This is a genomic window from Corynebacterium sp. NML120713 (genome assembly GCF_001875735.1).
Lineage (GTDB): Bacteria > Actinomycetota > Actinomycetes > Mycobacteriales > Mycobacteriaceae > Corynebacterium > Corynebacterium pseudogenitalium.
On the sequence record NZ_MLCR01000013.1, the window covers coordinates 274,842 to 296,952 of the forward strand.

Consider the following 22,111-nt stretch of genomic DNA (forward strand, 5'->3'; position numbering starts at 1 on the left):
CTTAACCACCGATTTCGCTCATGAGGCGCTCCGGCTGCAGGAAGCCCTCGTCATCAATGCCGTGACCTGGCTTCTTCAGCCACATGGCTTTCGACCAGAGGTCCGCGAGCTCCGCGTCGGAGGCGCCCCCACGCATGACGTCGCGGAGCGAGACCTCGTCGGCCGCTTTCGAGAACAGGCAGGACCGGATGGAGCCGTCAGTCGTGAGGCGGGTTCGGTCGCAGGCGCCACAGAAAGGGTGTGTCACAGACGCGATAATCCCAAGCTTGCCGCTGCGAGTACCGTCTGTGACATCCCATAGGGCAGCGGGTGCAGAACCCCGTGGCTCGACGGCAGGTGCAAGCGTGAAATCGTGGCGGAGACGCTCAACCAAGTCATGCGCCGTCACCATGTCGGTGCGCTTCCACTGCTCGCGTGGGCCCAGCGGCATTTGTTCGATAAAACGCAGCTGCAGCCCGCGTTCCAGCGCAAAGCGTACGAGGTCTGTGACACCGTCTTCGTTGATGCCCGGCATCACTACCGCGTTGACCTTCACCGGCTGAAGGCCTGCTTCCACTGCGGCGTCGATGCCCGCAAACACGTCGTCGATGCGGTCTCTGCGGGTGAGCTGTGCGTAAAGCTCCCGATCCGTGGTATCGAGCGAAACATTCACTCTGTCGAGGCCGGCGTCGGCAAGCCCCTGCGCCCGGCGCGCAAGGCCCAGGGCATTCGTGGTGACCGCAGTTGAGGGTGCGACGCCCTCGTCGGTGCGCATGGTCTTCGTCTCACTGATGATGCGTTCCAACGAGCGCCGCAGCAGTGGCTCGCCCCCTGTGAAACGCACCTGGCGGATGCCGAGGTGCTCCACAGCCAGGCGGATCAGCCGGATAGTCTCCTCGTCGGTGAGTGCCTCTTCAGTTGGCATCCATTCAAGGCCCTCTGCAGGCATGCAGTACGTGCAACGCAGGTTGCAGCGGTCGGTAAGGCTGACCCGGAGGTCTCGTGCCGTACGCCCAAAACGATCGTCGAGCGTGCGCGGGGCGGGCTGCTCACCTGGGTCCAAGCTGGCGTTTGGTGCGAGCGGACCGTCGGAAGCTGCGCGGGACGCTAACGGCGATGCAAGAGGAAGGTGAATGGGCATAGTGCTGTCAATAATAAGTACGAATTACGCCAGGTCAAGAATTAGCAGTGAAAAACCCGTATTTATTGCTCGGGTGTTTGTGCCTTCCTTCCGCGGTTACCGGGGCCAGGTAGCGCGATAATCTCATAGTCGCCCTTGGCGAGGTGTTTCCTTAGGTCCTTCTTGTCAAACTTGCCCACCGAAGTCTTGTCGATCACGTCGACGAACGTCCAATACTCAGGTGCCATCCATGTTGGTAACACATCGGCGAGATTCTTTCGCAGCCGCTCCGCTGTTTCCGCGGTGCGCGGGATATCGTCCAAAAGCACGGTAATAGCCAGTGGGCGCTCGCCCCACTGGCGGTCGGGGAAGCCAATCACAGCGCACTCGATGACATCTTCGGCTTCCATGATGAGGTTTTCCACCTGTGCGGAATAGATCCATTCGCCGCCAGATCGGATAACGTCGCGTGCACGGTCGTACAACGTCATGTAGCCATCGGCGGTGACTGTTCCGACGTCACCAGTGCGCAGCCAGCCGTCTTCAGTGAAGTGGTGGCGGGCGTCATTGATCTCTTTGCCGCGGAACGTCGAGGCCAACTCGCCCTTTTCTTGGGTTGGCGAGTGGTAGTAGCCGTTGGCAACCAAATTTCCTCGTACCTGCATCTCGCCTTGTGAAAGGTCTGTTGATGCCATCACCTCTCCATCGTTGACCACGCGGTATTCCAGCCATGGCACAAACCGTCCCTGGGACACGCGATACGCCTGGCGAGCTTCGCCTGAAGCGCCTGATGGCGGGCGTGCCACCGTGCCGACAGTAGACGTTTCCGTCATGCCCCACACGTGGACGACGTCGACACCGTAGCGTTCCTCCCACACCTTGATCAGTGCAGGCGGGGCAGGAGAGCCTCCGACGAAGATCTCCTGCAAACTCATGCGCTCAGGCGGCGTATGCAGATAGTGCACCATTAGCTGGATCCACAGCGTCGGTACGCCGTGCGCTACGCGTGGGTGCGTCGAGGCAATAATCGTTGCAAGCGTCGGTGCGGAAACGTCGGCACCTGGTAGTACCATCGGTGCGCCGGTGACGTACGCTGCGAACGGTACGCCCCAGCTCAACACGTGATAGATGGGGATGCAGCACAGGAAAGACTCGCCGTGCGTAATCGCTAGTGAATCCGTTGAGCGAAGCGTCATCGCCTCGAGCCAAAGAGAGCGGTGCGAATACGCCACGCCTTTTGGCGCGCCAGTCGTTGCTGTCGAATACACCAGTGCGGCTGCAGTGTTTTCTGGCAGTTCCGGCCACGAGTACCGTGTTGCTTGGCCGTCGAGAAGCTGCTCGTAGCTATGCACCTTGGCAGCTCCGAACGACAACCCAAGGACGTCGTCGCTGAGCAGAGCGCCAATAAAGACAATGTGCTCAACCAGCGGGCACATCTCCATCACTCGGCCAAGCTTTTCAGCTAGCCGCGGATCAGCCACAATGACCTTCGCCTCTGAATGGTTCACCACATAGGCAATCTGATCCGGCATCAACTGAATATTCAGTGGGGTGAAGACGGCGCCTTTCGCGGCGGTACCAAACATCACCTCAATATGCTCGGAGCAGTTAAACATGAACGTAGCCACGCGCTGGTCCCCGTCAATGCCCAGCAAGTTTTCCGCAGCGTTGGCAAAAGCGCTGGCCCGCGCGCCAATGTCCGCAAACGTGCACTCTTCGGCGCCCGTGGGCCCCCACGTCGTACACTTCGTCGAGGCGTGAGCGGTGCGCCCATACTCCAAAATGCGACCGACGGAAAACGGCACTTCCTGCATCGTTGAAAGCATGGGCACCACTTTAGCGCGAATGAAGCACGCGCAATTCAATCATGCGATACAATACGAGGCGGATCATGCGCATCGCACGAACTTTGCTGCGCAGCCAACCTCATCGATCCGCTTCCCCTTTTTGCAATCTACGTGCAGTGGCGTAGTTTTATTACATGGTTTTCACTGACCATGGGGGAGCGCGCAGGCAATTCAGTTACTGCTAACGAAGTTGCAGCGCACAGTGAACGAAACGACACAATGCACACGAAAGCTTCGAATCAGTGTTCACTCTCTTTGCTGGCGAAGTGACGAAAGGACATCCGTGACAGATACGGGAAACGCAGCAGGAACTGACCTTCAAGCGCTGAAGATTCCTGAACTGCGCAAACTTGCTGCAGAAAAAGGCCTCAAAGGTGTCTCCGGTCTGCGGAAGGGCGAGCTTATCCAAGCAATTACTACTGGCACCGTGCCTGGAAAGGCTCCTGCGAAGGCAGTAGAACCTGCGAAGGCAGTAGAAGAGGAAACTCACAGCGACAACCGTCGCCGCGCCACCCGCAAGGCCGCAGATCCCGCTGAAAATAGTGAGGAACAAGGCGACAAGACGGGCAAAGAGGAAAAGGGCAAAGAGCAGCAGTCCGGGCAGCACGAGGGGCGCTATGAGTCCCGATCTGCGGCACGCCGTGCTCGCCGAAACCGTGCGCGACACAATCATGAGTCCCACGATGCCGACGCAGAACAGAAGCACTCGAACGACGAGAAGAACGATAAGCCCGAAAAGCACGGTAACGGCTCGGCCGACGAGAAGTCTGAAAACAACAACGACGGCAACGGCGGCCGCGGCCGCAACCAACGCAATGACCGCGGCGGTCGTAACAACCGCGACCATGACGAAGACGGGGGAGGCCGTCGTGGACGCCGTGGCCGTCGTGGACGCCGCGGCCGTGACAACAACCGTGACCAGCAGGATAACCAGAACATCCCACCAGAAGAGCTGCAGGAAGTAGCCGGCATCGTCGACGTCATTGACAACAATGCTGCATTTATCCGCACCACTGGTTACCGTCAGAGCAGCGCAGATGTGTACGTGAACAACCGCCTCGTTCGGGCGAATGGGTTGCGCTCCGGCGATGCGGTCATCGGTCAGGTGCGCGCGAACGGGCAGGGTCACCAGCATGGCTCTGGCCGCAACCGCCAGCGCTACAACCAGTTGGTCCGTGTCGATTCCGTGAACGGCATGACGCCAGAGGACGCTAAGCAGCGCAAGCAATTCCACAAGCTGACCCCGCTGTATCCGAATAAGCGTCTGCGCCTGGAGACAGAGCCAAACATCCTGACCACGCGAGTGATCGACCTGGTCATGCCGATTGGTAAGGGTCAGCGTGCACTGATCGTCTCCCCTCCAAAGGCTGGTAAGACGACAATTCTGCAGAACATCGCGAACGCAATCGCGAAGAACAACCCAGAGTGCTACCTGATGGTCGTTCTCGTTGACGAGCGTCCTGAGGAAGTCACGGACATGCAGCGCAGTGTGAAGGGTGAGGTTATCGCCTCCACCTTCGACCGCCCGCCGTCAGAGCACACCGCTGTCGCGGAGCTCGCGATTGAACGCGCCAAGCGCCTCGTTGAGATGGGGCAAGACGTTGTTGTCCTCCTCGACTCGATCACGCGTCTGGGTCGCGCGTACAACAATTCTTCGCCGGCATCGGGCCGTATCCTGTCCGGTGGTGTTGATTCCAACGCACTGTACCCGCCGAAGCGTTTCCTGGGTGCTGCGCGCAACATCGAGGAGGGTGGCTCGCTTACGATCATCGCTACGGCGATGGTGGAGACGGGCTCCGCTGGTGACACCGTCATCTTTGAGGAGTTCAAGGGCACCGGTAACGCCGAGCTGAAGCTTGATCGTAAGATCGCGGAACGCCGGGTCTTCCCAGCTGTCGACGTCAACCCGTCCGGTACCCGCAAGGATGACCTGCTCATGGGGCCGGATGAAGCGCGCGTGATGCACAAGTTGCGTCGAATCCTGTCGGCACTTGACCCGCAGCAGTCCATCGACATGCTGATCAAGCAGTTGAAGAAGACGAAGAGCAACGGCGAGTTCCTGATGGGCGTTGCCAACTCGGCACCAATGGTGGCTGATCAAGACGCAGAGGAGTACATCTAATGGCTGGCGAAGTTTCGCTTGTCGACGACTACGTCGCCGAATACGAGGGCATTCAGGCCCAGATGGGCGACCCAGATATTGCGGGCGACCAGGATAAATTCCGGAAGCTTTCAAAGCGCTACGCCGAACTGCAGCCGATCATCAAGGTCAACGACGCGCTGAACCAGGCGAGGGAAGATCACGAAGCTGCGGCTGAGATGGCGTACGAAGACAAAGAGTTCGCCGAAGAAGCTGAACGCCTTGCGAAAGAGATCGTCGCGCTTGAGGAGGAACTCGCGGACCTGCTCGCACCTCGCGACGAGCACGATGGTGATGACATCATCATGGAGCTCAAGGCCGGTGCTGGCGGTGAAGAGGCGGCCCTCTTTGCTGGTGACCTCGCCCGCATGTACCAAAAGTATTGCGAGAAGCACGGCTTGACCTGGGAAGTACTCGACTTGTCTGAGTCGGACCTTGGCGGCGTAAAGGATATGACCGTCGCGGTGAAGGCGAAGACGCCGTCACGTGACGGTGCATGGTCCAAGCTGAAATTTGAGGGTGGCGTACACCGTGTGCAGCGCGTGCCAGTCACCGAGTCGCAGGGCCGCATTCAGACGTCGGCCGCGGGTGTATATGTGTTCCCGGAGCCGGACGAAGTGGCGTCGGTAAATATTGATGAGAAAGACATTCGCGTTGATGTCTACCGATCCTCCGGCAAGGGCGGCCAGGGTGTGAACACCACTGACTCCGCCGTGCGTATTACCCACCTGCCGACGAATATCGTGGTGACCTGTCAGAACGAGCGCTCGCAGATTCAGAACCGCGCCCGCGCAATGCAGGTGTTGCAAGCTCGCCTTGACCAGCTCGAGCGCGAGAAGGCCGAGGCCGAAGCCGCCGAGGGACGCGCTTCCCAGGTGCGGACGATGGACCGCTCCGAGCGCATTCGGACCTATAACTGGCCCGAGAATCGTATCTCGGATCACCGCATCAACTACAAGGCGAACAACCTTGACACCGTGCTTGACGGAAACATGGACGATCTGATTACAGCGCTTCAGGCGCACGAGCGGCAGGAACGACTTGAAGCCGAGTAAACTCCCCGCTCAACAGGTCATCGCCCGTGGCGCGCAGATGCTTGCGGCCGCGGGCGTTGCCACGCCAGCAGTCGACGCGAGGTTGATCGCTGCCTGGCTTCTCGACGACACCCCGATGAACGTACTGTTCCTCGACGTTGACCAGGAGTTTGAAACAGCGTTTGAAGCAGCGATTCAACGCCGGGCATCGCGCGAACCACTCCAGCACATCGTTGGAGTCGCGCCGTTTGGGCCTTTGACGCTGCGTGTCGGACCGGGTGTGTTTATCCCGCGGCCGGAGACCGAGGTCCTAGCCGATTGGGCAGTGAAGACATTGCAGCAGTCCGCCACTTCGCAGGCGCCCACTGTCGTGGATCTGGGCACTGGTTCGGGCGCGCTCGCGCTCTACATCGCGAATGCGGTACCGTGCGCCGAGGTGATCGCGGTGGAGCGGTCCGAAGCTGCTCGCGAGTATGCCCAACGAAATCGCGATGAACTCGGCCTGAACGTCCGGATCGTCGAAGGGGACATGACTGATCACAACTTGTTGTCTACGCTGCATGGCACCGTAGACATGGTGGTAAGCAACCCGCCGTACGTTCCCAATACCGACGGTCTGGACCCAGAGGTCTACGTAGACCCACCGGAGGCAGTCTTTTCCGGAGACGACGGTATGGACGCGATACGTGGCCTGGTGCCGGTGGCTGCGACGCTATTGAAACCGGGCGGAGTATTTGCAGTTGAGCATGATGACGCAACTTCTGACCTGACTGTCGACGCCGTTACAGCATCCGGCACGTTCGAAAGAGTGGAGCGGTTAGCGGACCTCACCGGAAAGCACCGCTTTGTCTGTGCCCGGAAGCGGAGCGAGTAAGCTAGTCCGGTACTGAACAAAGGAGACGAGGAGCATTATGGCGAGTAGGGTTTTCCAGTGCCTCGAACCAGAAGAACGCGAACAAGGACTGCAGGCAGCAGAAGCCGCAGTGAAAGAGGGGCGTTGCATCGTCCTTCCTACTGACACCGTCTACGGCATCGGCGCCGACGCATTTAATAACCAGGCGGTGGCGACACTGCTGGCAACGAAGCGGCGGGGCCCCGATATGCCGGTGCCAGTGTTGGTAGGGTCTTGGACTACTATCCAGGGGCTCGTGCGGGAGTTCACGGACACCGCTAAAACTCTTGTTGAAGCATTTTGGCCGGGAGGGCTTTCGATCGTCGTTCCGGAAGCCCCGAGCCTTCCCTGGAATCTCGGCGACACTCGTGGCACCGTGTTGTTGCGGATGCCGAATCAACCCCTGGCGCTTGAACTTCTGCAGCGAACTGGCCCGATGGCGGTCTCGTCGGCGAACCTGACGGGCAATCCACCAGCGCTCAACGCGGCTGCTGCACGCCAGCAGTTCGGGGAGGCAGTCGGCGTGTATCTCGAGGGTGGGCCCGCCGAAGTTGGCACCCCGTCAACGATTATCGATATTTCTGGCCCTAGCCCAGTCATCCTGCGAGAGGGAGCTATCAGCACGGAACGCATTGCTCAAGTCCTAAAACTTGACCCAGAGCAGTTGCGGAGGAAGTAGATGGGCGGCGCCGGAGTCCCGCTGCGTGAATTGGGCTTGGTTCTGCTTGTTGCCGCAGCGATCACCTACCTGCTCACAGGCGTGGTGCGCACAGCGCTCGTTCGGACGGGCAGGGTGGCAGAGATCCGCAAACGCGATGTGCATACCCAGCCGACGCCTTCTGTCGGTGGCCTTGCCATGTTTACAGGGCTCGTGTGCGCCCTTTTTCTTGCGCAGCAGCTCCCGGCGCTCACACGTGGGTTCGCACCGGTGACGCCCGAGATGACGGCAGTCTTCGCTGGTGCGAGCGGCATCGTGATTCTTGGAATTATCGACGACCTCTACGAGCTTGGGGCCGTCGTAAAGCTGTGCGGACAACTCTTGGTAGCTGGCCTCATGAGCTTTCTTGGACTGGTCTTTACCGTCTTTTACGTCCCGTTTGGGGAGGGGACCACGCTAATCCTCGATCAAGTGCAGGGTATGTTGTTGTCCGCGTTCTTCACTGTGTTGATTATCAACGCTGTGAACTTTGTTGATGGCATTGACGGACTCGCTGCTGGCCTGGGGATGATCGCCGGGGGAGCTATCCTTCTCTTCTCCCTCACTGTGCTCCACGACCAGGGTGGTGCTGTTTCGGCCTACCCGCCGGCGATCATTTGCTCGATTCTCGTCGGAATTTGTGCCGGGTTCTTGCCGCATAATTTCGAGCCTGCCCGAATTTTCATGGGGGACTCAGGCGCGATGCTTATTGGATTGCTGCTGGCAGCCGCGTCGACGTCAGCGTCGGGCAAGATCAACATGTCACTCTATGGGGCTGCGGACATGGTGGCATTAGTGAGCCCAATCATCGTTGTGCTTGCTGCAATTGCCTTGCCGTTGCTTGACCTGATTTGGGCGGTTATTCGACGGGTGATTCGTGGACAGCGACCGTGGGAGGCAGACGCCGGACATATTCACCACCGACTGCTTCGCCTCGGGCATACACACAGACGCACTGTTTTGGTCCTCTATATGTGGATTTCTGCAGTAGCCCTCGGTGCGGTGAGCTTTTCGATCGTCCCCACCCGATTTGCTGTAGCTTTTACCGTCCTTTCGTTGGTGGTGGCCTTTGTTGCGACGCTCATTCCATGGCTGAAAGGCAAGATTGGCCCTGTATCTGTGTAGGATGTCCAATCGTGGATACTCCAAAGAACCCTGTGACGCCGAACCTGGAAGTGTCAGACACTGAGCAGTATGAGAACCAACGGCGGCCGCTGCTGCGTGCACTGCGCTTTGGAACGTTGGCATTGCTGGCGCTGCTTATCATCTCGCTGATGGCATGGGGGGCCGTGAGCGGCGCGCCAGGTCTTTGGGCTGTATTGATGGGGGTCGGTATTGGTGGTGGCTTTGTGCTGTTGACCGCTATCAGTGTTCTTGCGACGTCTAATTTCACCCCTACAACCACGATGGCTGTCGTCCTCGGCGGTTGGCTCATCAAGATGGTCGTCATCGTGCTTATCTTGCTTGGGCTTCGGAACGCGACGTTTTACGACTCGACAGCATTCGGCGTAACTACGATCGCGGCACTTGTTGTTGCGTTAGGCGCCGAAGCCATGGGGGTACTGAGCGTACGAACGGCATATATTCAGAAGCCTTAAGGCGTACAGACATTTGCGTTGCTACCCCCTCGCCTTGGGGTGGCAACGCTTTTCTATGTCGGAATGTAGGGGAATTACTACCGAATTTGTGGGTGTCTACCCCTTTTTGGAACGGGTGTGGGGGAAGTAACATTTTAGGTGAAAACGCCAGTACCAGCCATATTTAATGGCGTGGTACCGAAAAATGCTCAGAAGAAGCTTTGGAAGACCCCCTAAAGCGTGAAAATACGCTGTGACCTGTTAAAGTATCGGGCGGGTTAGTTAAGGTTTGCTGCTTCCTTATTTTTCGCTGGAAGAAGCACGAAAATACATCCCCTGTCCCGTGGTAGAAGATGTGCGACGGAGTCCGCCACGGAGACAGCTTGTTGGAGACGTCCATCGCACCGCACATTAAGTGCGGCCCGAGAACGGGAGAGAACGCTGAGCGTTACAACTTTGGCCATGAAGGGTACATTCCACGTACCCCAATTGGGTCCAGAATTTTTCCCGGGGCACACGTTCGACCAGTTTATTGGTGAAGATTTCGCCAATGGCTGGTTCGCGCTGGACCGTATCATGCTGGTTCGCCTGTTCATGGCGGCAGTACTGGTGGTCCTCTTTGTTATTGCTTTTAGGAAGCCAAAACTGGTTCCTAAGGGTCTGCAGAATATCGGTGAGTTGGGCGTGGATTTCGTCCGCATCCACATCGCCGAAGACACGCTGGGGAAGAAAGAGGGCCGGCGCTTCTTGCCGGTAATCGCGACAATCTTCTTCACGATCCTGTTCATGAATGTCGCCACGATCATCCCTGGCCTCAACATCTCGCCAAACGCACGTATCGGTATGCCGATTGTGTTGGCCGTTGTCGCCTACATCGCGATGATCTACGCGGGCGTGCAGCGCTACGGCGTTGCCTTCTTCAAGCACTCGACCGTGATTCCTGGGTTGCCGTTCGCTCTGCACTTCCTTGTTGTGCCGATCGAGTTCTTCTCGACGTTCATTCTGCGTCCGGTCACGCTGGCACTTCGTCTTATGGCGAACTTCCTGGCTGGCCACATCATTCTCGTTCTGCTGTACTCTGCTACGAACTTCTTCTTCTGGCAGATCTCGGCCTGGACGAGTGTGTCAGGGCTGACCCTGATCGCGGCGTTGCTGTTCACCCTGTATGAGTTAATCATTATCTTCCTGCAGGCGTACATCTTCGCTCTGTTGACTGCGGTGTACATCGAACTGTCGCTGCATGCAGACGCGCACTAACAAAGCGCAACCTACTGGTCAAACTGAATAAACCCCATACAAATTGTCACTCGTTTGTTTGCAGGAAGCGTTGCAAGCAAACACCAAGAAAGGGAACGACTTTCACATGAACGACATCATTCTTGCTCAGGCAGCAGCCGCTACCGAATACACCGGTCTCGGCACCATCGGCTACGGCCTCGCTACCATCGGCCCTGGTATCGGCATCGGCATGCTGGTCGGTAAGACCGTTGAGGGTATGGCACGTCAGCCAGAGATGGCCGGCCAGCTGCGTACCACCATGTTCCTGGGTATCGCCTTCGTTGAGGCACTTGCCCTGATTGGCCTCGTTGCAGGCTTCCTGTTCTAAAAAGAACTCACGAATTCCACGTACACTTTTTAGATCAGGAGCAACCAATGACTAACGTCAACGATATTTTCGTGTTGGCAGAGGGAGAGAAGCTTCCGCTTGAGGCGGAGCCGTCCATTCTCCTGCCTGCCATGTACGACGTGGTTTGGTCGACCGTTGTCTTCGTCATCGTGTTCTTGCTCTTCTGGAAGTTTGTCCTTCCGAAGTTCCAGGAAGTACTGGCGGAGCGCGAAGACCGAATCAAGGGCGGCATTGAGCGTGCTCAGGTTGCCCAGGCCGAGGCTAAGGCTGCTCTAGAAAAGAACAACGCAGAACTCGCTGAGGCACGTGCCGAAGCTGCTGAGATCCGTGAAGCTGCCCGGGCAAAGGGCAAGGAGATTCAGGCAGAACTTCGTGAGCGCGCTGAGGAAGAGTCTCGTCGAATTGTTGAAGCAGGCGAAAAGCAGCTTCTGGCTTTCCGCGAGCAGGTCGTCGCTGAACTGCGCAACGAGATGGGTCAGAACTCCATCAGTCTGGCAGAGCGTCTGCTGGGTACCGAGCTTTCGGATGATACCCGCCGCTCGAACACGATTGATGCTTTCCTCGCCGAACTCGACAACGTTTCTACGAGGAAGTAGGCGAAATGAAGGCAGCTAGTCGCGAAGCACAAACAAAAGTTTCTGAGCAGCTTGATCAGCTGATTCAAGGGGCAGGGGACACCGTTGCTGTTGCATTGCAGCTTGGTACGGAACTGTTCCTGACCGTGGATCAGCTGGACGCCGAGCGTGCACTGCGCATCGCTGTCGCTGATAACTCGCTTGATGCCGCGCAGCGTCGCGGGATCATCAACGATGTTTTCGGTGCCAAGGTGGCAGAGCCTACGGCACAGATCCTTGCTGCAGCAGCTTCCGAGGAGTGGTCAAACCCGCGCGAGTTCCGCGCAGGCCTGATCAACCTAGGTCGACGCGCGCTGATGAAGGGCGCGGAGGCTCAAGGGCAGTTGGAGCAGGTCGAAAACGAGCTGTACCAACTCTCCACCTTGCTTGAGAAGGAGCGGAAGCTTACTCAGCTTCTCTCCGACCGAACCGCTACAGCCGCACAGAAGCGCGGTCTGCTTGCGAATGTCATTTACGGCAAGGTCACCACGGTTACTGAAGCGCTAGCTTTGCAGGTCATTGGCCGTCCAGAACACCACCCGGTAGACGATCTCGCTGCTCTGGCAGCTGACGTCGCCGCGTTGCGTGGGAAGGCCGTGGCACGTGTGGTCACCGCACAGGCGCTCTCTGATGCGCAGCGCGATGCACTGGCACAGAAACTTGAGAACATTTACGGTCGTGAGATGGCGATCCATTCTGAGGTTGACCCCAGCCTCCTCGGTGGACTGACCATCCGAGTCGGCGATGAACTGATTGACGGGTCGACGCGCGGTAAGTTGAACCGCATGCGCACCGACCTTCTCGCCAACGCGACCCTTTAGTAAGAGATAATGCTGGAACAAACTACCGAGAGCAGGAAGAACATGGCGGAGCTGACGATCTCCTCCGATGAGATCCGTAGCGCGATAGCGAACTACACCTCGAGCTACTCCGCGGAGGCCTCCCGTGAGGAGGTCGGCGTGGTGACTTCGGCTGCAGATGGTATTGCCCAGGTTTCCGGGCTGCCAGGATGCATGACGAATGAGCTGCTCGAGTTTCCGAACGGCGTCATTGGCGTCGCACAGAACCTTGAGACCGATTCGATCGGTGTCGTGGTTCTGGGTAATTTCGAGACCCTCACCGAGGGCGACCAAGTAAAGCGGACAGGCGAAGTTCTGTCCATCCCGGTTGGGGAAGAGTTCCTCGGCCGCGTTATTAACCCATTGGGTCAGCCGATTGACGGCTTGGGCCCGATTGAATCCAACGAAGAGCGCGCACTTGAGCTGCAGGCTGCAGGCGTTCTTGACCGCCAGCCGGTCGAGGAGCCAATGCAGACCGGTATCAAGGCTATTGACGCCATGACCCCGATTGGTCGTGGTCAGCGTCAGCTCGTCATTGGTGACCGTAAGACTGGTAAGACTGCAGTCTGCATCGACACCATCCTGAACCAGAAGCACTTCTGGGAAACCGGTGACCCGTCGAAGCAGGTTCGTTGTATTTACGTCGCAGTCGGCCAGAAGGGTTCCACGATCGCCGGTGTTCGTGCAACCCTTGAGCAGCATGGTGCGCTTGAGTACACCACGATCGTGGCTGCTCCTGCATCCGACTCCGCAGGCTTCAAGTGGCTCGCACCGTTCTCCGGTGCAGCACTGGGCCAGCACTGGATGTACCAGGGCAAGCACGTGCTGGTGATTTACGATGACCTGACCAAGCAGGCAGAGGCATACCGTGCCATCTCGTTGCTGCTGCGTCGTCCACCAGGCCGCGAGGCATACCCAGGTGACGTGTTCTACCTGCACTCTCGTCTGCTGGAGCGTGCTGCGAAGCTCAACGATGAGCTGGGTGCAGGCTCGTTGACCGCACTGCCGATCATCGAGACGAAGGCTAACGACGTGGGTGCGTTCATTCCTACCAACGTCATCTCGATTACAGACGGCCAGGTCTTCCTCCAGTCCGACCTCTTCAACCAGGGTGTTCGCCCAGCTATTGACGTGGGTATCTCTGTGTCCCGTGTCGGTGGCGCTGCGCAGACTAAGGGTATGAAGAAGGTTGCAGGTAACCTGCGTCTCGACCTTGCTGCATACCGTGATCTGGAAGCGTTCGCTGCGTTCGCGTCCGACCTCGATGCAGCTTCGAAGCGCCAGCTCGAGCGCGGTCAGCGTCTCGTAGAGCTCCTCAAGCAGTCGGAGAACGCTCCGCAGCCTGTTGAGTTCCAGATCGTATCTATCTGGCTTGCAAACGAAGGCGCCTTTGACGTCGTTCCCGTCGAAGACGTGCGTCGCTACGAGTTCGAGCTGCAGGAGCACATTCGCTCCGTCGCTCCGGAAGTCTACGAACAGATCTCCGGTGGCGCTGCGCTCGACGATACGAGCAAGCAGACGCTGCTGCGCGTCAATGATGACTTCGCTCGCTCGTTCCAGTCCTCCACCGGTGAGCACATCGTGCGCGAGCCAGAGGCGGATCCGCTGGACAAGCGTGAGGTCAAGAAAAATACCCTTAACGTCGGCCGTCCCAAGAAGTAGTTCTTGGAACAAGACGTAAACGTCTACATATAGGAAGGGAGGAGAGTAAACCATGGCAACACTTCGCGAACTACGTGACCGTATTAGGTCTGTAAACTCCACGAAGAAAATCACTAAAGCCCAGGAGCTGATCGCGACTTCGCAGATCACCAAGGCACAGCAGCGCGTCGAAGCGGCAAAGCCGTATGCCGACGAGCTGAAAGACGTCATGGAACGCCTCGCAGCTGCGAGCTCCCTCGATCACCCCATGCTCCGTGAGCGTGAGAATGGTCGAGTCGCAGCAGTCCTCGTGGTCACATCAGACCGCGGTATGGCCGGCGGGTATAACCACAACGTGTTGAAGAAGGCAGCAGAGCTCGAGCGCATGCTTGAGGAAGCTGGCTACGAAGTCGTCCGCTACATCACGGGCGGTAAGGGCGTAACCCACTACCGTTTCCGCGATATGGAGGTCGAAGGCTCTTGGACCGGTTGGTCCCAGAAGCCTTCGTGGGAAGCGACCCACGACGTTCGTCGCCACCTGATCGACGGCTTCATGGCGAGCTCTGAAGGGACCGCTAAGTGGCGCGAGGGCCTGCACGGCCCTGAGGGTCAGGAGGTTCGTGGCTTCGACCAGGTACACGTGGTGTACACAGAATTTGTGTCGATGTTGACACAAGAAGCCAGGGTGCACCAGTTGCTCCCAATTGAGCCGGTGCTTGAGGATTACGAGTACGAGCAGGAAGACATGCTCACCACAAGCGGGGATGTGCAACCGGACATGGATTTCGAACCTGATGCGGATACGCTGATGGACGAACTGCTTCCGGCGTATGTTTCTCGCTCGCTGTACTCGATTTTCTTGGAGGCATCTGCAGCGGAGTCCGCTTCACGTCGTACGGCGATGAAGAACGCTACGGACAATGCGACCGAATTGGCGAACAACTTGTCCCGTGAGGCTAACCAAGCCCGTCAGGCAAAAATTACCCAGGAAATCACCGAGATTATCGGCGGCGCTGGCGCGCTGTCTGGTAGTGGAGAAAGTGACTAAATCATGACTACTGCTCACTCTTACGACGAGCTCGGCGAGGAGCCAACGGGTCAGGCTCAGAATGAGTCCGATTTCGCTCAGAACCCGGCAGGGTCTGAGAATGGCCGCGTCGTGCGCGTCATCGGCGCAGTCGTCGACGTGGAGTTCCCGCGTGGCGAGCTGCCCGCTTTGTACAACGCGCTTGAGGTTGACATCGACCTCGGCGAAATGTCCCGCACCATCGTGCTTGAGGTGGCCCAGTTCTTGGGTGACAGCCTCGTCCGCACGATCGCCATGGCACCAACCGACGGTCTGGTTCGTGGCGCACAGGTACGCGACTCCGGCAATCCGATCTCCGTTCCGGTTGGCGACCAGGTCAAGGGCCACGTGTTTAACGCGCTTGGTCAGTGCTTGGACGACCCATCGGTCGGCGTCGGTGGTGAGCGATGGGGCATCCACCGCGAGCCACCAGCGTTCAAGGACTTGGAAGGTAAGACCGAGATCCTTGAGACCGGCATTAAGGTCATCGACCTGCTTACCCCTTACGTGAAGGGTGGCAAGATTGGCCTGTTCGGTGGTGCTGGTGTCGGTAAGACAGTTCTCATCCAGGAGATGATTACGCGTATTGCACGCGAGTTCTCCGGTACCTCCGTGTTCGCCGGCGTCGGCGAACGTACCCGTGAGGGTACGGACCTCTTCCTCGAGATGGAGGACATGGGCGTTCTTCCAGATACGGCCCTTGTTTTCGGCCAGATGGATGAGCCGCCAGGGGTTCGTATGCGTGTTGCGCTGTCCGGCCTGACCATGGCGGAGTACTTCCGCGATGTTCAGAACCAGGACGTGCTCCTGTTCATCGATAACATCTTCCGTTTCACCCAGGCTGGTTCTGAGGTTTCGACCCTGCTGGGTCGTATGCCATCGGCCGTGGGCTACCAGCCAACGCTGGCAGACGAGATGGGTGTTCTCCAGGAACGCATTACCTCGACCAAGGGCCGTTCGATTACGTCGCTGCAGGCAGTTTATGTTCCGGCTGACGACTACACCGACCCGGCTCCGGCCACGACCTTCGCTCACCTGGACGCGACGACCGAGCTTTCGCGTTCCATTGCTTCCAAGGGTATTTACCCAGCAGTGGATCCGCTGACCTCGACCTCGCGCATCCTCGAGCCAGGTATCGTTGGCGAGCGTCACTACGAGGTTGCACAGCGAGTTATCGGTATTCTGCAGAAGAACAAGGAACTGCAGGACATCATCGCAATTCTCGGTATGGACGAGCTTTCCGAAGAGGATAAGGTCACGGTTATGCGTGCTCGTAAGATCGAGCGCTTCCTGGGCCAGAACTTCTTCGTCGCTAAGAAGTTCACCGGCGACGAGGGCTCCTACGTACCTCTCGAGGAGACCATTGACGCTTTCGAGAAGCTGTGCAACGGTGAATTCGATGCATACCCAGAGCAGGCATTCAACGGCCTGGGTGGCTTGGATGACGTTGAGGCTGCCTACAAGAAGCTGCAGGGCTAGGAGGCAATAATGGCTGAACTTACCGCTCAATTAGTCTCGGTAGACCGTTTGCTCTGGAAGGGTCCAGCAAGCATCGTGACTGCTCAGACTACCGAAGGTGAGATCGGCATTCTGCCTGGCCACGAACCCATCCTTGGTCAGCTCAAGGACAATGGTGTCGTGACCATCCGCCCAGTCGACGGCGAGCGCATCGTCGCCGCCGTCCAGGGTGGGTTCCTTTCCGTGCAAGGTGACAAAGTGACCATTCTTGCGGATTACGCCATCTTCGCCCACGAAGTGAATCGTGATGAAGCTCAGGCAGAGCTTCAGAACATTGATGACGCACTCGCGAAGTCTCGTGCAGAGGCCGAGCTTGCTGCCGTCCGTCGCAGTGAATCTCGCTAACGCGGTCACCGCGTAGGAGGAAGGTAGAGCGCCACGCTCAACCTTGTAAAGCCCCGCTGTTTTAGCAGCGGGGCTTTCCGTTTCTTCGTTGCTTGCACTGGCAGCGAAGGTCGCTAAAATGAAGCGCATACTTTCATCAAGGTCGGTTTGAACGAAGCAGAGGTGCAATGTGATCGTTTTACTGTACGTGGCATTGTTCTTTGTGTTCTTTGTTATCACTGTGTGCGTGTGGCGCTTTTTAATGTTCCGCAACTCCGGCGCGATAGGCCTGTTCCGACAGCTCCCGGCCACCGGGGTCCACGGTTGGCGCCACGGTGTGCTGATCTATCACGCGGAGGAGCTCCGTTTTTATAAACTGCGGTCCTTGTCATTCCAGTACGACATGTGCATTGAGCGCACCCAGACCAGCTTCGAGGGAATGCGAGCGCTGAGTCAAGAAGAGCAGTCGTTCATGCCAGGGATTAAGGAAGCCGTACTGCTGCACGGTGCCGATGGCGATATTGAATTCGCGGGCCAGAAGCGCGCGCAGATGGCGTTGATTTCATGGATTGAGTCTGCACCTGATGAGCGGCAGGAAAAGGTTGATTACGAGGCGCTGCGTCGGCGTGCGCTGCGTGACCGCGGCCGCGATCAGCGCTACTAGCGGGATAATTCCGTACAGAATGACACGACCGGTAGCCTAGTATCCATGCGTCTTGTCATTGCTCGCTGTTCAGTAGATTATGTTGGTCGTCTTGATGCGCATTTGCCGTCTGCGCTTCGCCTTATTTTGATGAAAGCTGACGGGTCTGTGTCGATCCACGCAGATGACCGTGCTTATAAACCACTGAACTGGATGACACCGCCGTGCACGATACGTGAACAAGCCGTCGTGGATATTGATGGGGAAGACACGGGGGACGAGTTGTGGATCGTGGAGAACCCAAAAGGCGAACAGCTTCGCATAACGGTCGAGGAGATCGTGTCTGATACCAACGTGGAGCTCGGTGAAGACCCAGGTCTTGTGAAGGACGGGGTGGAAGCGCACCTACAGGAGCTGTTGGCTGAGCATATTTCTACGCTCGGCGATGGGTTTACGCTCGTCCGCCGTGAGTATCCGACGGCGATTGGCCCAGTCGACTTGCTCGCCAAGGACGCAGACGGCAAGACAGTTGCCGTTGAGGTGAAACGCCGGGGAGGGATCGACGGCGTCGAGCAGCTCAGCAGGTATGTTGAACTGCTTAACCGCGATAGCGTACTTCGTCCAGTACAGGGTGTGTTCGCTGCGCAGGAGATTAAGCCTCAGGCCCGCACGCTCGCGGAAGATCGTGGTTTTCGCTGTATTGTGCTGGACTATGACGACCTGCGTGGAATTGAATCAGACGAGCTGCGCCTGTTTTAGAGGAGCGATGTAGCAGTGCCGCGAAGAAATCGGCGTCAAAACATCCAGCCGAGCTATATACTCCCGCGGGATGGGTCCACCTTTATCGGCACCCAAGAAATGGAAGGGCCGCGGTGGACGCATGGTGAGATCTACAAAGTGCGTCAGATTGGTTCTTCCGCAGCGCGGAAGTTCTACGTGTGCCCGGGGTGTAATCAGAACATTCCTCCGGGAGTAGCCCATGTCGTTGCGTGGCCGAAGGAAGTGGGGCGCGGGGCGGATGATCGCCGGCACTGGCATAAACATTGTTGGTCGAGGCGGTAGGGTATGAGGCATGATTGCAGCATTTTCAGTAGCACCAGCCGTCACTGACACGCCGAACGCGGAGATGTCGCAGGCCGTGGCACGCGCCGTGAAAGTAGTTCGTGAATCGGGGCTGCCGAATGAGACGACAGCCATGTTCACCACGGTTGAGGGTGAATGGGACGAAGTCATGGACGTTATTAAGCGTGCGACGCAGGCGGTGGAGGAAGTGTCTCCACGTGTTTCGCTGGTGATTAAGGCGGATATCCGCCGTGGGTTTACAGATATGCTCCACCAGAAGATGGAGTCTTTGAACAAGCATCTTGAGGAGAACTAGGACGTGACAGGACCACAATTTACGGCAGGGGCCGTTGATTTAGCTCAGGTAGCGAAGCAAGCGGAGGCCCGCGAGGAAATGCAGCGCGAGGGGTTTGTCCCAGTATTTACGGTTACTGAGGCAGATTTGGAAGCTAAGGTACTGCAGCGCTCAATGCAGATTCCGGTTGTCGTTCATGTCGGTAGTGCGCGTTCAGCTGATTCGGAGTCGCTACGGGCGACGTTGACCAAGTTGGCTACCGGTCAGCGAGGATTCGCGTACGCATACGTTGATGCTGATGCCACTCCGCAGATCGCGCAGGCGCTTGGTGTACGGATGGTTCCGACTACGCTCGCGCTTGCTGCTGGGCGCCCACTGACGAGCTTCGAGGGGGATCAGTCGGAGGAAGAATTGAAGCCCTGGCTCGAGGCATTGGTGAGCAACGTTGGCAGGCAGTTGCAGGGCCTAGACGAGGAGCCCGTTGAGGATGCTGCCCCAGCAGAGGACCCGCGTTTGGAAGAGGCCGCTCGTGCGATGCAGGCAGGTGATTTTGATCAGGCTACGGCTATCTACGATGCGATGCTGAGCGAGGAGCCTGGTAACAAGGAGGTTGCGCAGGCGAAGGCGACGGTGGCCGTCGTCAAGCGGCTTGACCCTGCGAACTTGTCGGTTGATCCTATTGCTGATGCTGCGGAGCACCCTGACGATGTCGCGAAACAGCTGGTGGCTGCTGATGCTGAGCTCGTGTCCGGTGCGCCTGAGAAAGCTTTCGACCGTCTGTTGGGCTTGGTCAAGCAGTCTCCAGAGGCGAAGGAGCGACTGCTCGAGCTCTTCGGGCTTTTTGACGCCGGCGACCCGCGTGTGCTCGCCGCTCGTACGAAGCTTGCGAGTGCTCTGTTCTAGCGTGACATGCAAAAGCCCGGGCCTGCAGGAACTCCTGAGGCCCGGGCTCTAGCGTTCTAGCGGCTCAGCTTGTACAGCTGTGCGCTCATTGCTGGTACGTGCAGCTCGATCGAGTGAGGGAAGTGATCCCACTGAACATCGTCGCTGTGCACAGTGTGTGGCAGGTCGTTGTTGGCACCGCCGTAGACGCCTGCGTCCGTGTTGATGAGTAGCTCCCACTCACCGGCGACCGGCAGGCCGATCCGGTAATTTGGCTGGGAAGCTCCGGACATGTTGATGACGGCCAGCACAGGGTTGCCCTCGGTATCCCACCGGAGGTAGGCAAGGATGTTGTGCTGTGAGTCGTCGCCCTTGACCCACTGGAATCCGGCAGGCACATTGTCCTGCGCGTACAACGCAGGGGTGTCGACGTACACCCGGTTGAGGTCGCGAACCAGTTGTTGGATACCGCGGTGGTACTCGTGGCCCCAGCCGTCAGAAATATTGTCCCAGTTGATTGAGTTCGCTTCGTCCCACTCGGTGGTCTGGCCCCAGTCACAGCCCATGAAGAGGAGCTGCTTGCCTGGGTGGGAGAACATATAGCCGAAGAGCGTGCGAAGGCCGGCGGCCTTGTTCCAGTCATCGCCAGGCATGCGCTGCCAAAGCGAGCCCTTGCCGTGGACTACTTCGTCGTGGCTAAACGGCAGGACGTACTGCTCGGAAAACGCGTAGACCAGTGAGAACGTGATCTCATTGTGGTGGTATGAGCGGTGAATCGGGTCGAGGGAGAAATACTCGAGGGTGTCGTTCATCCAGCCCATGTTCCACTTCAGGGAGAAACCGAGGCCGTCGTTTTCCGTCATAGCGGTCACGCCTGGCCAAGCAGTAGACTCCTCCGCGATGGTCACGATGCCTGGGTGGTTGCGGTGAACCGTTGCGTTCATCTCTTGCAGGAATTGGACGGCGTCCCAGTTTTCGCGCCCACCAAACTGGTTCGGGAGCCATTCGCCAGGCTGGCGGGAGTAATCGAGGTAGAGCATTGATGCGACGGCGTCGACGCGGAGGCCATCGATGTGGAACTCTTCGCACCAGTACAGGGCGTTAGCGACCAGGAAGTTGCGAACTTCGTTGCGCCCGAAGTCGAACACGTAGGTGCCCCAGTCTTTCTGCTCGCCACGGCGCCAGTCGGGGTGCTCGTAGAGGGCGGTGCCGTCGAAGCGGGCGAGTGCCCAGTCATCCTTCGGGAAGTGGGCTGGCACCCAGTCGACGATGACCCCGATGCCTGCTGCGTGTAGGTCGTTGACGAGTGCGCGGAAATCATCTGGAGTTCCCCAACGGGCGGTTGGAGCGTAGTACCCCGTGACCTGGTAGCCCCAAGAGCCACCGAATGGATGCTCGGCTACCGGGAGGAACTCGACATGGGTGAAGCCGTTTTCCATGAGGTACGGTACGAGCTCGTCGCGCATCGTCTGGAAGGTTGCGCCCTTCTTCCATGAGCCGACGTGGCACTCGTAGACGCTCATTGGGGAGTTGGTCGGGTCTGCTTCGCAGCGCTTTTGCGCCCAATCCTCATCTGTCCACTCGAACTCGGAAGGGGCGGCAACCACGGAGACGGTCTCTGGAGGTGTCAGCGTTTGCTTCGCCAGAGGGTCGGCCTTGTCGATGCGACGGCCGTCGGACGTCTGTACTGCAAATTTGTACGTGGTGCCTGCCTCAATGCCCGGGATGAAGATCTCCCACACTCCAGTCGAACCGAGGACGCGCATCGGGTACTGGTTTGGGTTCCATGCACAGAAGTCACCGACGACGGCCACGCCCTGTGCATTCGGTGCCCACACAGCGAACGAGGTACCAGTGACGGTGCCGAGCGTCGTCTCGTAGGTACGGACGTTGGCGCCGAGCACCTCCCAGAGACGCTCGTGGCGGCCTTCGCTAATCAGGTGCAGGTCGAGCGTGCCGAGTGTAGGCAGGAAGTGATATGCGTCGGCGACGGTCACCGGGTCGCCCTCGGGGTAGTGCACCTTGAAGCGATAGTCGGGCGCATTGGTGTCGGTCAAGCCGATCGCCCAAATATCGTCGCCAAGGGACTGCATTTGCCGGATCTCATCGTGGATGAGTAACTCGACGTTCGTTGCGCCGAGGAATCGGGTGCGAATGAGGGAGCCCTCGGGTGCCGCGTGCCATCCGTAGAAGTCGTGCGGTGCGTGGTGCTTGCATTCGAGGAGGCGGTGCCGGTCGTGAGCCGGGATCAGCAGTGCTGGGTTGACTGAATTTGCAGACATAATGATCTTTCTAGCGTCTGTTTGGTCGCGGT

22 protein-coding genes are annotated in these 22,111 nt (G+C 58.3%); 19 read left to right on the top strand and 3 right to left on the bottom strand.

The features are described 5' to 3' along the window. Nucleotide 1 precedes the first annotated feature (1 nt). Both moaA and BJP06_RS07640 read right to left on the bottom strand, forming a co-directional pair. Nucleotides 2-1,120, bottom strand: coding sequence for a GTP 3',8-cyclase MoaA (gene moaA / locus BJP06_RS07635; protein ID WP_083433233.1), 1,119 nt, complete (start codon nt 1,118-1,120; stop codon nt 2-4). A 62-nt stretch (nt 1,121-1,182) separates the two neighbouring features. Continuing rightward, nucleotides 1,183-2,925, bottom strand: a complete 1,743-nt coding sequence (locus BJP06_RS07640; protein WP_070479523.1) for a long-chain fatty-acid--CoA ligase — start codon at nt 2,923-2,925, stop codon at nt 1,183-1,185. Between the two features lie 304 nt (nt 2,926-3,229). Between BJP06_RS07640 and rho the strand changes: the two genes are divergently transcribed. The 19 genes from rho (at nt 3,230) to BJP06_RS07735 (ending at nt 19,818) form a co-directional block, all read left to right on the top strand. Next, nucleotides 3,230-5,068, top strand: coding sequence for a transcription termination factor Rho (rho, locus tag BJP06_RS07645; RefSeq protein ID WP_083433234.1), 1,839 nt, complete (start codon nt 3,230-3,232; stop codon nt 5,066-5,068). After that, on the top strand, nt 5,068-6,141 hold the full coding sequence (gene prfA, locus BJP06_RS07650) for a peptide chain release factor 1 (protein ID WP_071573404.1): 1,074 nt from the start codon (nt 5,068-5,070) through the stop codon (nt 6,139-6,141). Before rho ends, prfA begins: the two co-directional genes overlap by 1 nt. Continuing rightward, entirely contained in the window at nt 6,128-6,994 is an 867-nt protein-coding gene (prmC, locus tag BJP06_RS07655; protein ID WP_177224283.1) for a peptide chain release factor N(5)-glutamine methyltransferase, read from the top strand. Before prfA ends, prmC begins: the two co-directional genes overlap by 14 nt. A 37-nt stretch (nt 6,995-7,031) precedes the next feature. After that, nucleotides 7,032-7,691 carry an L-threonylcarbamoyladenylate synthase gene (locus BJP06_RS07660; RefSeq protein ID WP_070362619.1) on the top strand — a complete coding sequence of 220 codons (660 nt, stop codon included), beginning with the start codon at nt 7,032-7,034 and terminating at the stop codon, nt 7,689-7,691. Further along, complete coding sequence (locus BJP06_RS07665; RefSeq protein ID WP_070362618.1) at nt 7,692-8,834, top strand: MraY family glycosyltransferase; 1,143 nt, start codon at nt 7,692-7,694, stop codon at nt 8,832-8,834. It begins immediately after the preceding gene. An 11-nt stretch (nt 8,835-8,845) separates the two neighbouring features. Further along, a complete protein-coding gene (locus tag BJP06_RS07670) occupies nt 8,846-9,307 on the top strand; it encodes a hypothetical protein (protein WP_255365815.1) in 462 nt (153 codons plus the stop codon). A 441-nt stretch (nt 9,308-9,748) separates the two neighbouring features. Next, complete coding sequence (gene atpB, locus BJP06_RS07675) at nt 9,749-10,543, top strand: F0F1 ATP synthase subunit A (protein ID WP_071573407.1); 795 nt, start codon at nt 9,749-9,751, stop codon at nt 10,541-10,543. A gap of 106 nt (nt 10,544-10,649) precedes the next feature. Beyond that, nucleotides 10,650-10,892, top strand: coding sequence for an ATP synthase F0 subunit C (locus BJP06_RS07680; protein ID WP_070362616.1), 243 nt, complete (start codon nt 10,650-10,652; stop codon nt 10,890-10,892). Nucleotides 10,893-10,939: 47 nt separating this feature from the next. Further along, nucleotides 10,940-11,509, top strand: coding sequence for a F0F1 ATP synthase subunit B (locus BJP06_RS07685; protein ID WP_071573408.1), 570 nt, complete (start codon nt 10,940-10,942; stop codon nt 11,507-11,509). Nucleotides 11,510-11,514: 5 nt separating this feature from the next. Next, nucleotides 11,515-12,348 carry a F0F1 ATP synthase subunit delta gene (locus tag BJP06_RS07690; protein ID WP_070362614.1) on the top strand — a complete coding sequence of 278 codons (834 nt, stop codon included), beginning with the start codon at nt 11,515-11,517 and terminating at the stop codon, nt 12,346-12,348. Nucleotides 12,349-12,357: 9 nt separating this feature from the next. After that, nucleotides 12,358-14,028 carry a F0F1 ATP synthase subunit alpha gene (gene atpA, locus BJP06_RS07695; RefSeq protein WP_070362613.1) on the top strand — a complete coding sequence of 557 codons (1,671 nt, stop codon included), beginning with the start codon at nt 12,358-12,360 and terminating at the stop codon, nt 14,026-14,028. A 52-nt stretch (nt 14,029-14,080) separates the two neighbouring features. Continuing rightward, a complete protein-coding gene (locus tag BJP06_RS07700) occupies nt 14,081-15,055 on the top strand; it encodes a F0F1 ATP synthase subunit gamma (protein WP_070362612.1) in 975 nt (324 codons plus the stop codon). A gap of 3 nt (nt 15,056-15,058) precedes the next feature. After that, on the top strand, nt 15,059-16,552 hold the full coding sequence (gene atpD / locus BJP06_RS07705) for a F0F1 ATP synthase subunit beta (RefSeq protein WP_070362611.1): 1,494 nt from the start codon (nt 15,059-15,061) through the stop codon (nt 16,550-16,552). Between the two features lie 9 nt (nt 16,553-16,561). Beyond that, complete coding sequence (locus BJP06_RS07710; protein WP_071573409.1) at nt 16,562-16,936, top strand: F0F1 ATP synthase subunit epsilon; 375 nt, start codon at nt 16,562-16,564, stop codon at nt 16,934-16,936. A gap of 169 nt (nt 16,937-17,105) precedes the next feature. Further along, nucleotides 17,106-17,579: a DUF2550 domain-containing protein gene (locus BJP06_RS07715; protein WP_070362609.1), complete on the top strand. Its 474-nt coding sequence runs from the start codon at nt 17,106-17,108 to the stop codon at nt 17,577-17,579. Between the two features lie 45 nt (nt 17,580-17,624). Further along, nucleotides 17,625-18,317: an endonuclease NucS gene (gene nucS, locus BJP06_RS07720; protein WP_070479532.1), complete on the top strand. Its 693-nt coding sequence runs from the start codon at nt 17,625-17,627 to the stop codon at nt 18,315-18,317. Between the two features lie 15 nt (nt 18,318-18,332). Next, entirely contained in the window at nt 18,333-18,620 is a 288-nt protein-coding gene (locus BJP06_RS12310) for a hypothetical protein (protein ID WP_071573411.1), read from the top strand. Nucleotides 18,621-18,630: 10 nt separating this feature from the next. Continuing rightward, nucleotides 18,631-18,936, top strand: coding sequence for an MTH1187 family thiamine-binding protein (locus tag BJP06_RS07730; RefSeq protein ID WP_070362607.1), 306 nt, complete (start codon nt 18,631-18,633; stop codon nt 18,934-18,936). Nucleotides 18,937-18,939: 3 nt separating this feature from the next. Then, the gene (locus BJP06_RS07735) at nt 18,940-19,818 is read left to right on the top strand and encodes a tetratricopeptide repeat protein (RefSeq protein WP_071573413.1); all 879 of its coding nucleotides are present in this window, start codon (nt 18,940-18,942) and stop codon (nt 19,816-19,818) included. A gap of 56 nt (nt 19,819-19,874) precedes the next feature. On the opposite strand, the gene glgB is transcribed toward BJP06_RS07735, so the two are convergent. Further along, nucleotides 19,875-22,079 carry a 1,4-alpha-glucan branching protein GlgB gene (gene glgB, locus BJP06_RS07740; protein WP_177224284.1) on the bottom strand — a complete coding sequence of 735 codons (2,205 nt, stop codon included), beginning with the start codon at nt 22,077-22,079 and terminating at the stop codon, nt 19,875-19,877. Between the last annotated feature and the right edge of the window lie 32 nt (nt 22,080-22,111).

Coding starts and splice junctions, on each gene's coding strand:
- BJP06_RS07640 (WP_070479523.1), bottom strand. CDS start 2,925: ATGCTTTCAACGATGCAGGAAGTGCCGTTTTCCGTCGGTCGCATTTTG.
- atpA (WP_070362613.1), top strand. CDS start 12,358: ATGCTGGAACAAACTACCGAGAGCAGGAAGAACATGGCGGAGCTGACG.
- BJP06_RS07680 (WP_070362616.1), top strand. CDS start 10,650: ATGAACGACATCATTCTTGCTCAGGCAGCAGCCGCTACCGAATACACC.
- prfA (WP_071573404.1), top strand. CDS start 5,068: ATGGCTGGCGAAGTTTCGCTTGTCGACGACTACGTCGCCGAATACGAG.
- BJP06_RS07685 (WP_071573408.1), top strand. CDS start 10,940: ATGACTAACGTCAACGATATTTTCGTGTTGGCAGAGGGAGAGAAGCTT.
- BJP06_RS07665 (WP_070362618.1), top strand. CDS start 7,692: ATGGGCGGCGCCGGAGTCCCGCTGCGTGAATTGGGCTTGGTTCTGCTT.
- atpB (WP_071573407.1), top strand. CDS start 9,749: ATGAAGGGTACATTCCACGTACCCCAATTGGGTCCAGAATTTTTCCCG.
- nucS (WP_070479532.1), top strand. CDS start 17,625: ATGCGTCTTGTCATTGCTCGCTGTTCAGTAGATTATGTTGGTCGTCTT.
- BJP06_RS07700 (WP_070362612.1), top strand. CDS start 14,081: ATGGCAACACTTCGCGAACTACGTGACCGTATTAGGTCTGTAAACTCC.
- glgB (WP_177224284.1), bottom strand. CDS start 22,079: ATGTCTGCAAATTCAGTCAACCCAGCACTGCTGATCCCGGCTCACGAC.
- BJP06_RS07690 (WP_070362614.1), top strand. CDS start 11,515: ATGAAGGCAGCTAGTCGCGAAGCACAAACAAAAGTTTCTGAGCAGCTT.
- moaA (WP_083433233.1), bottom strand. CDS start 1,120: ATGCCCATTCACCTTCCTCTTGCATCGCCGTTAGCGTCCCGCGCAGCT.
- BJP06_RS07730 (WP_070362607.1), top strand. CDS start 18,631: ATGATTGCAGCATTTTCAGTAGCACCAGCCGTCACTGACACGCCGAAC.
- BJP06_RS07710 (WP_071573409.1), top strand. CDS start 16,562: ATGGCTGAACTTACCGCTCAATTAGTCTCGGTAGACCGTTTGCTCTGG.
- BJP06_RS07660 (WP_070362619.1), top strand. CDS start 7,032: ATGGCGAGTAGGGTTTTCCAGTGCCTCGAACCAGAAGAACGCGAACAA.
- atpD (WP_070362611.1), top strand. CDS start 15,059: ATGACTACTGCTCACTCTTACGACGAGCTCGGCGAGGAGCCAACGGGT.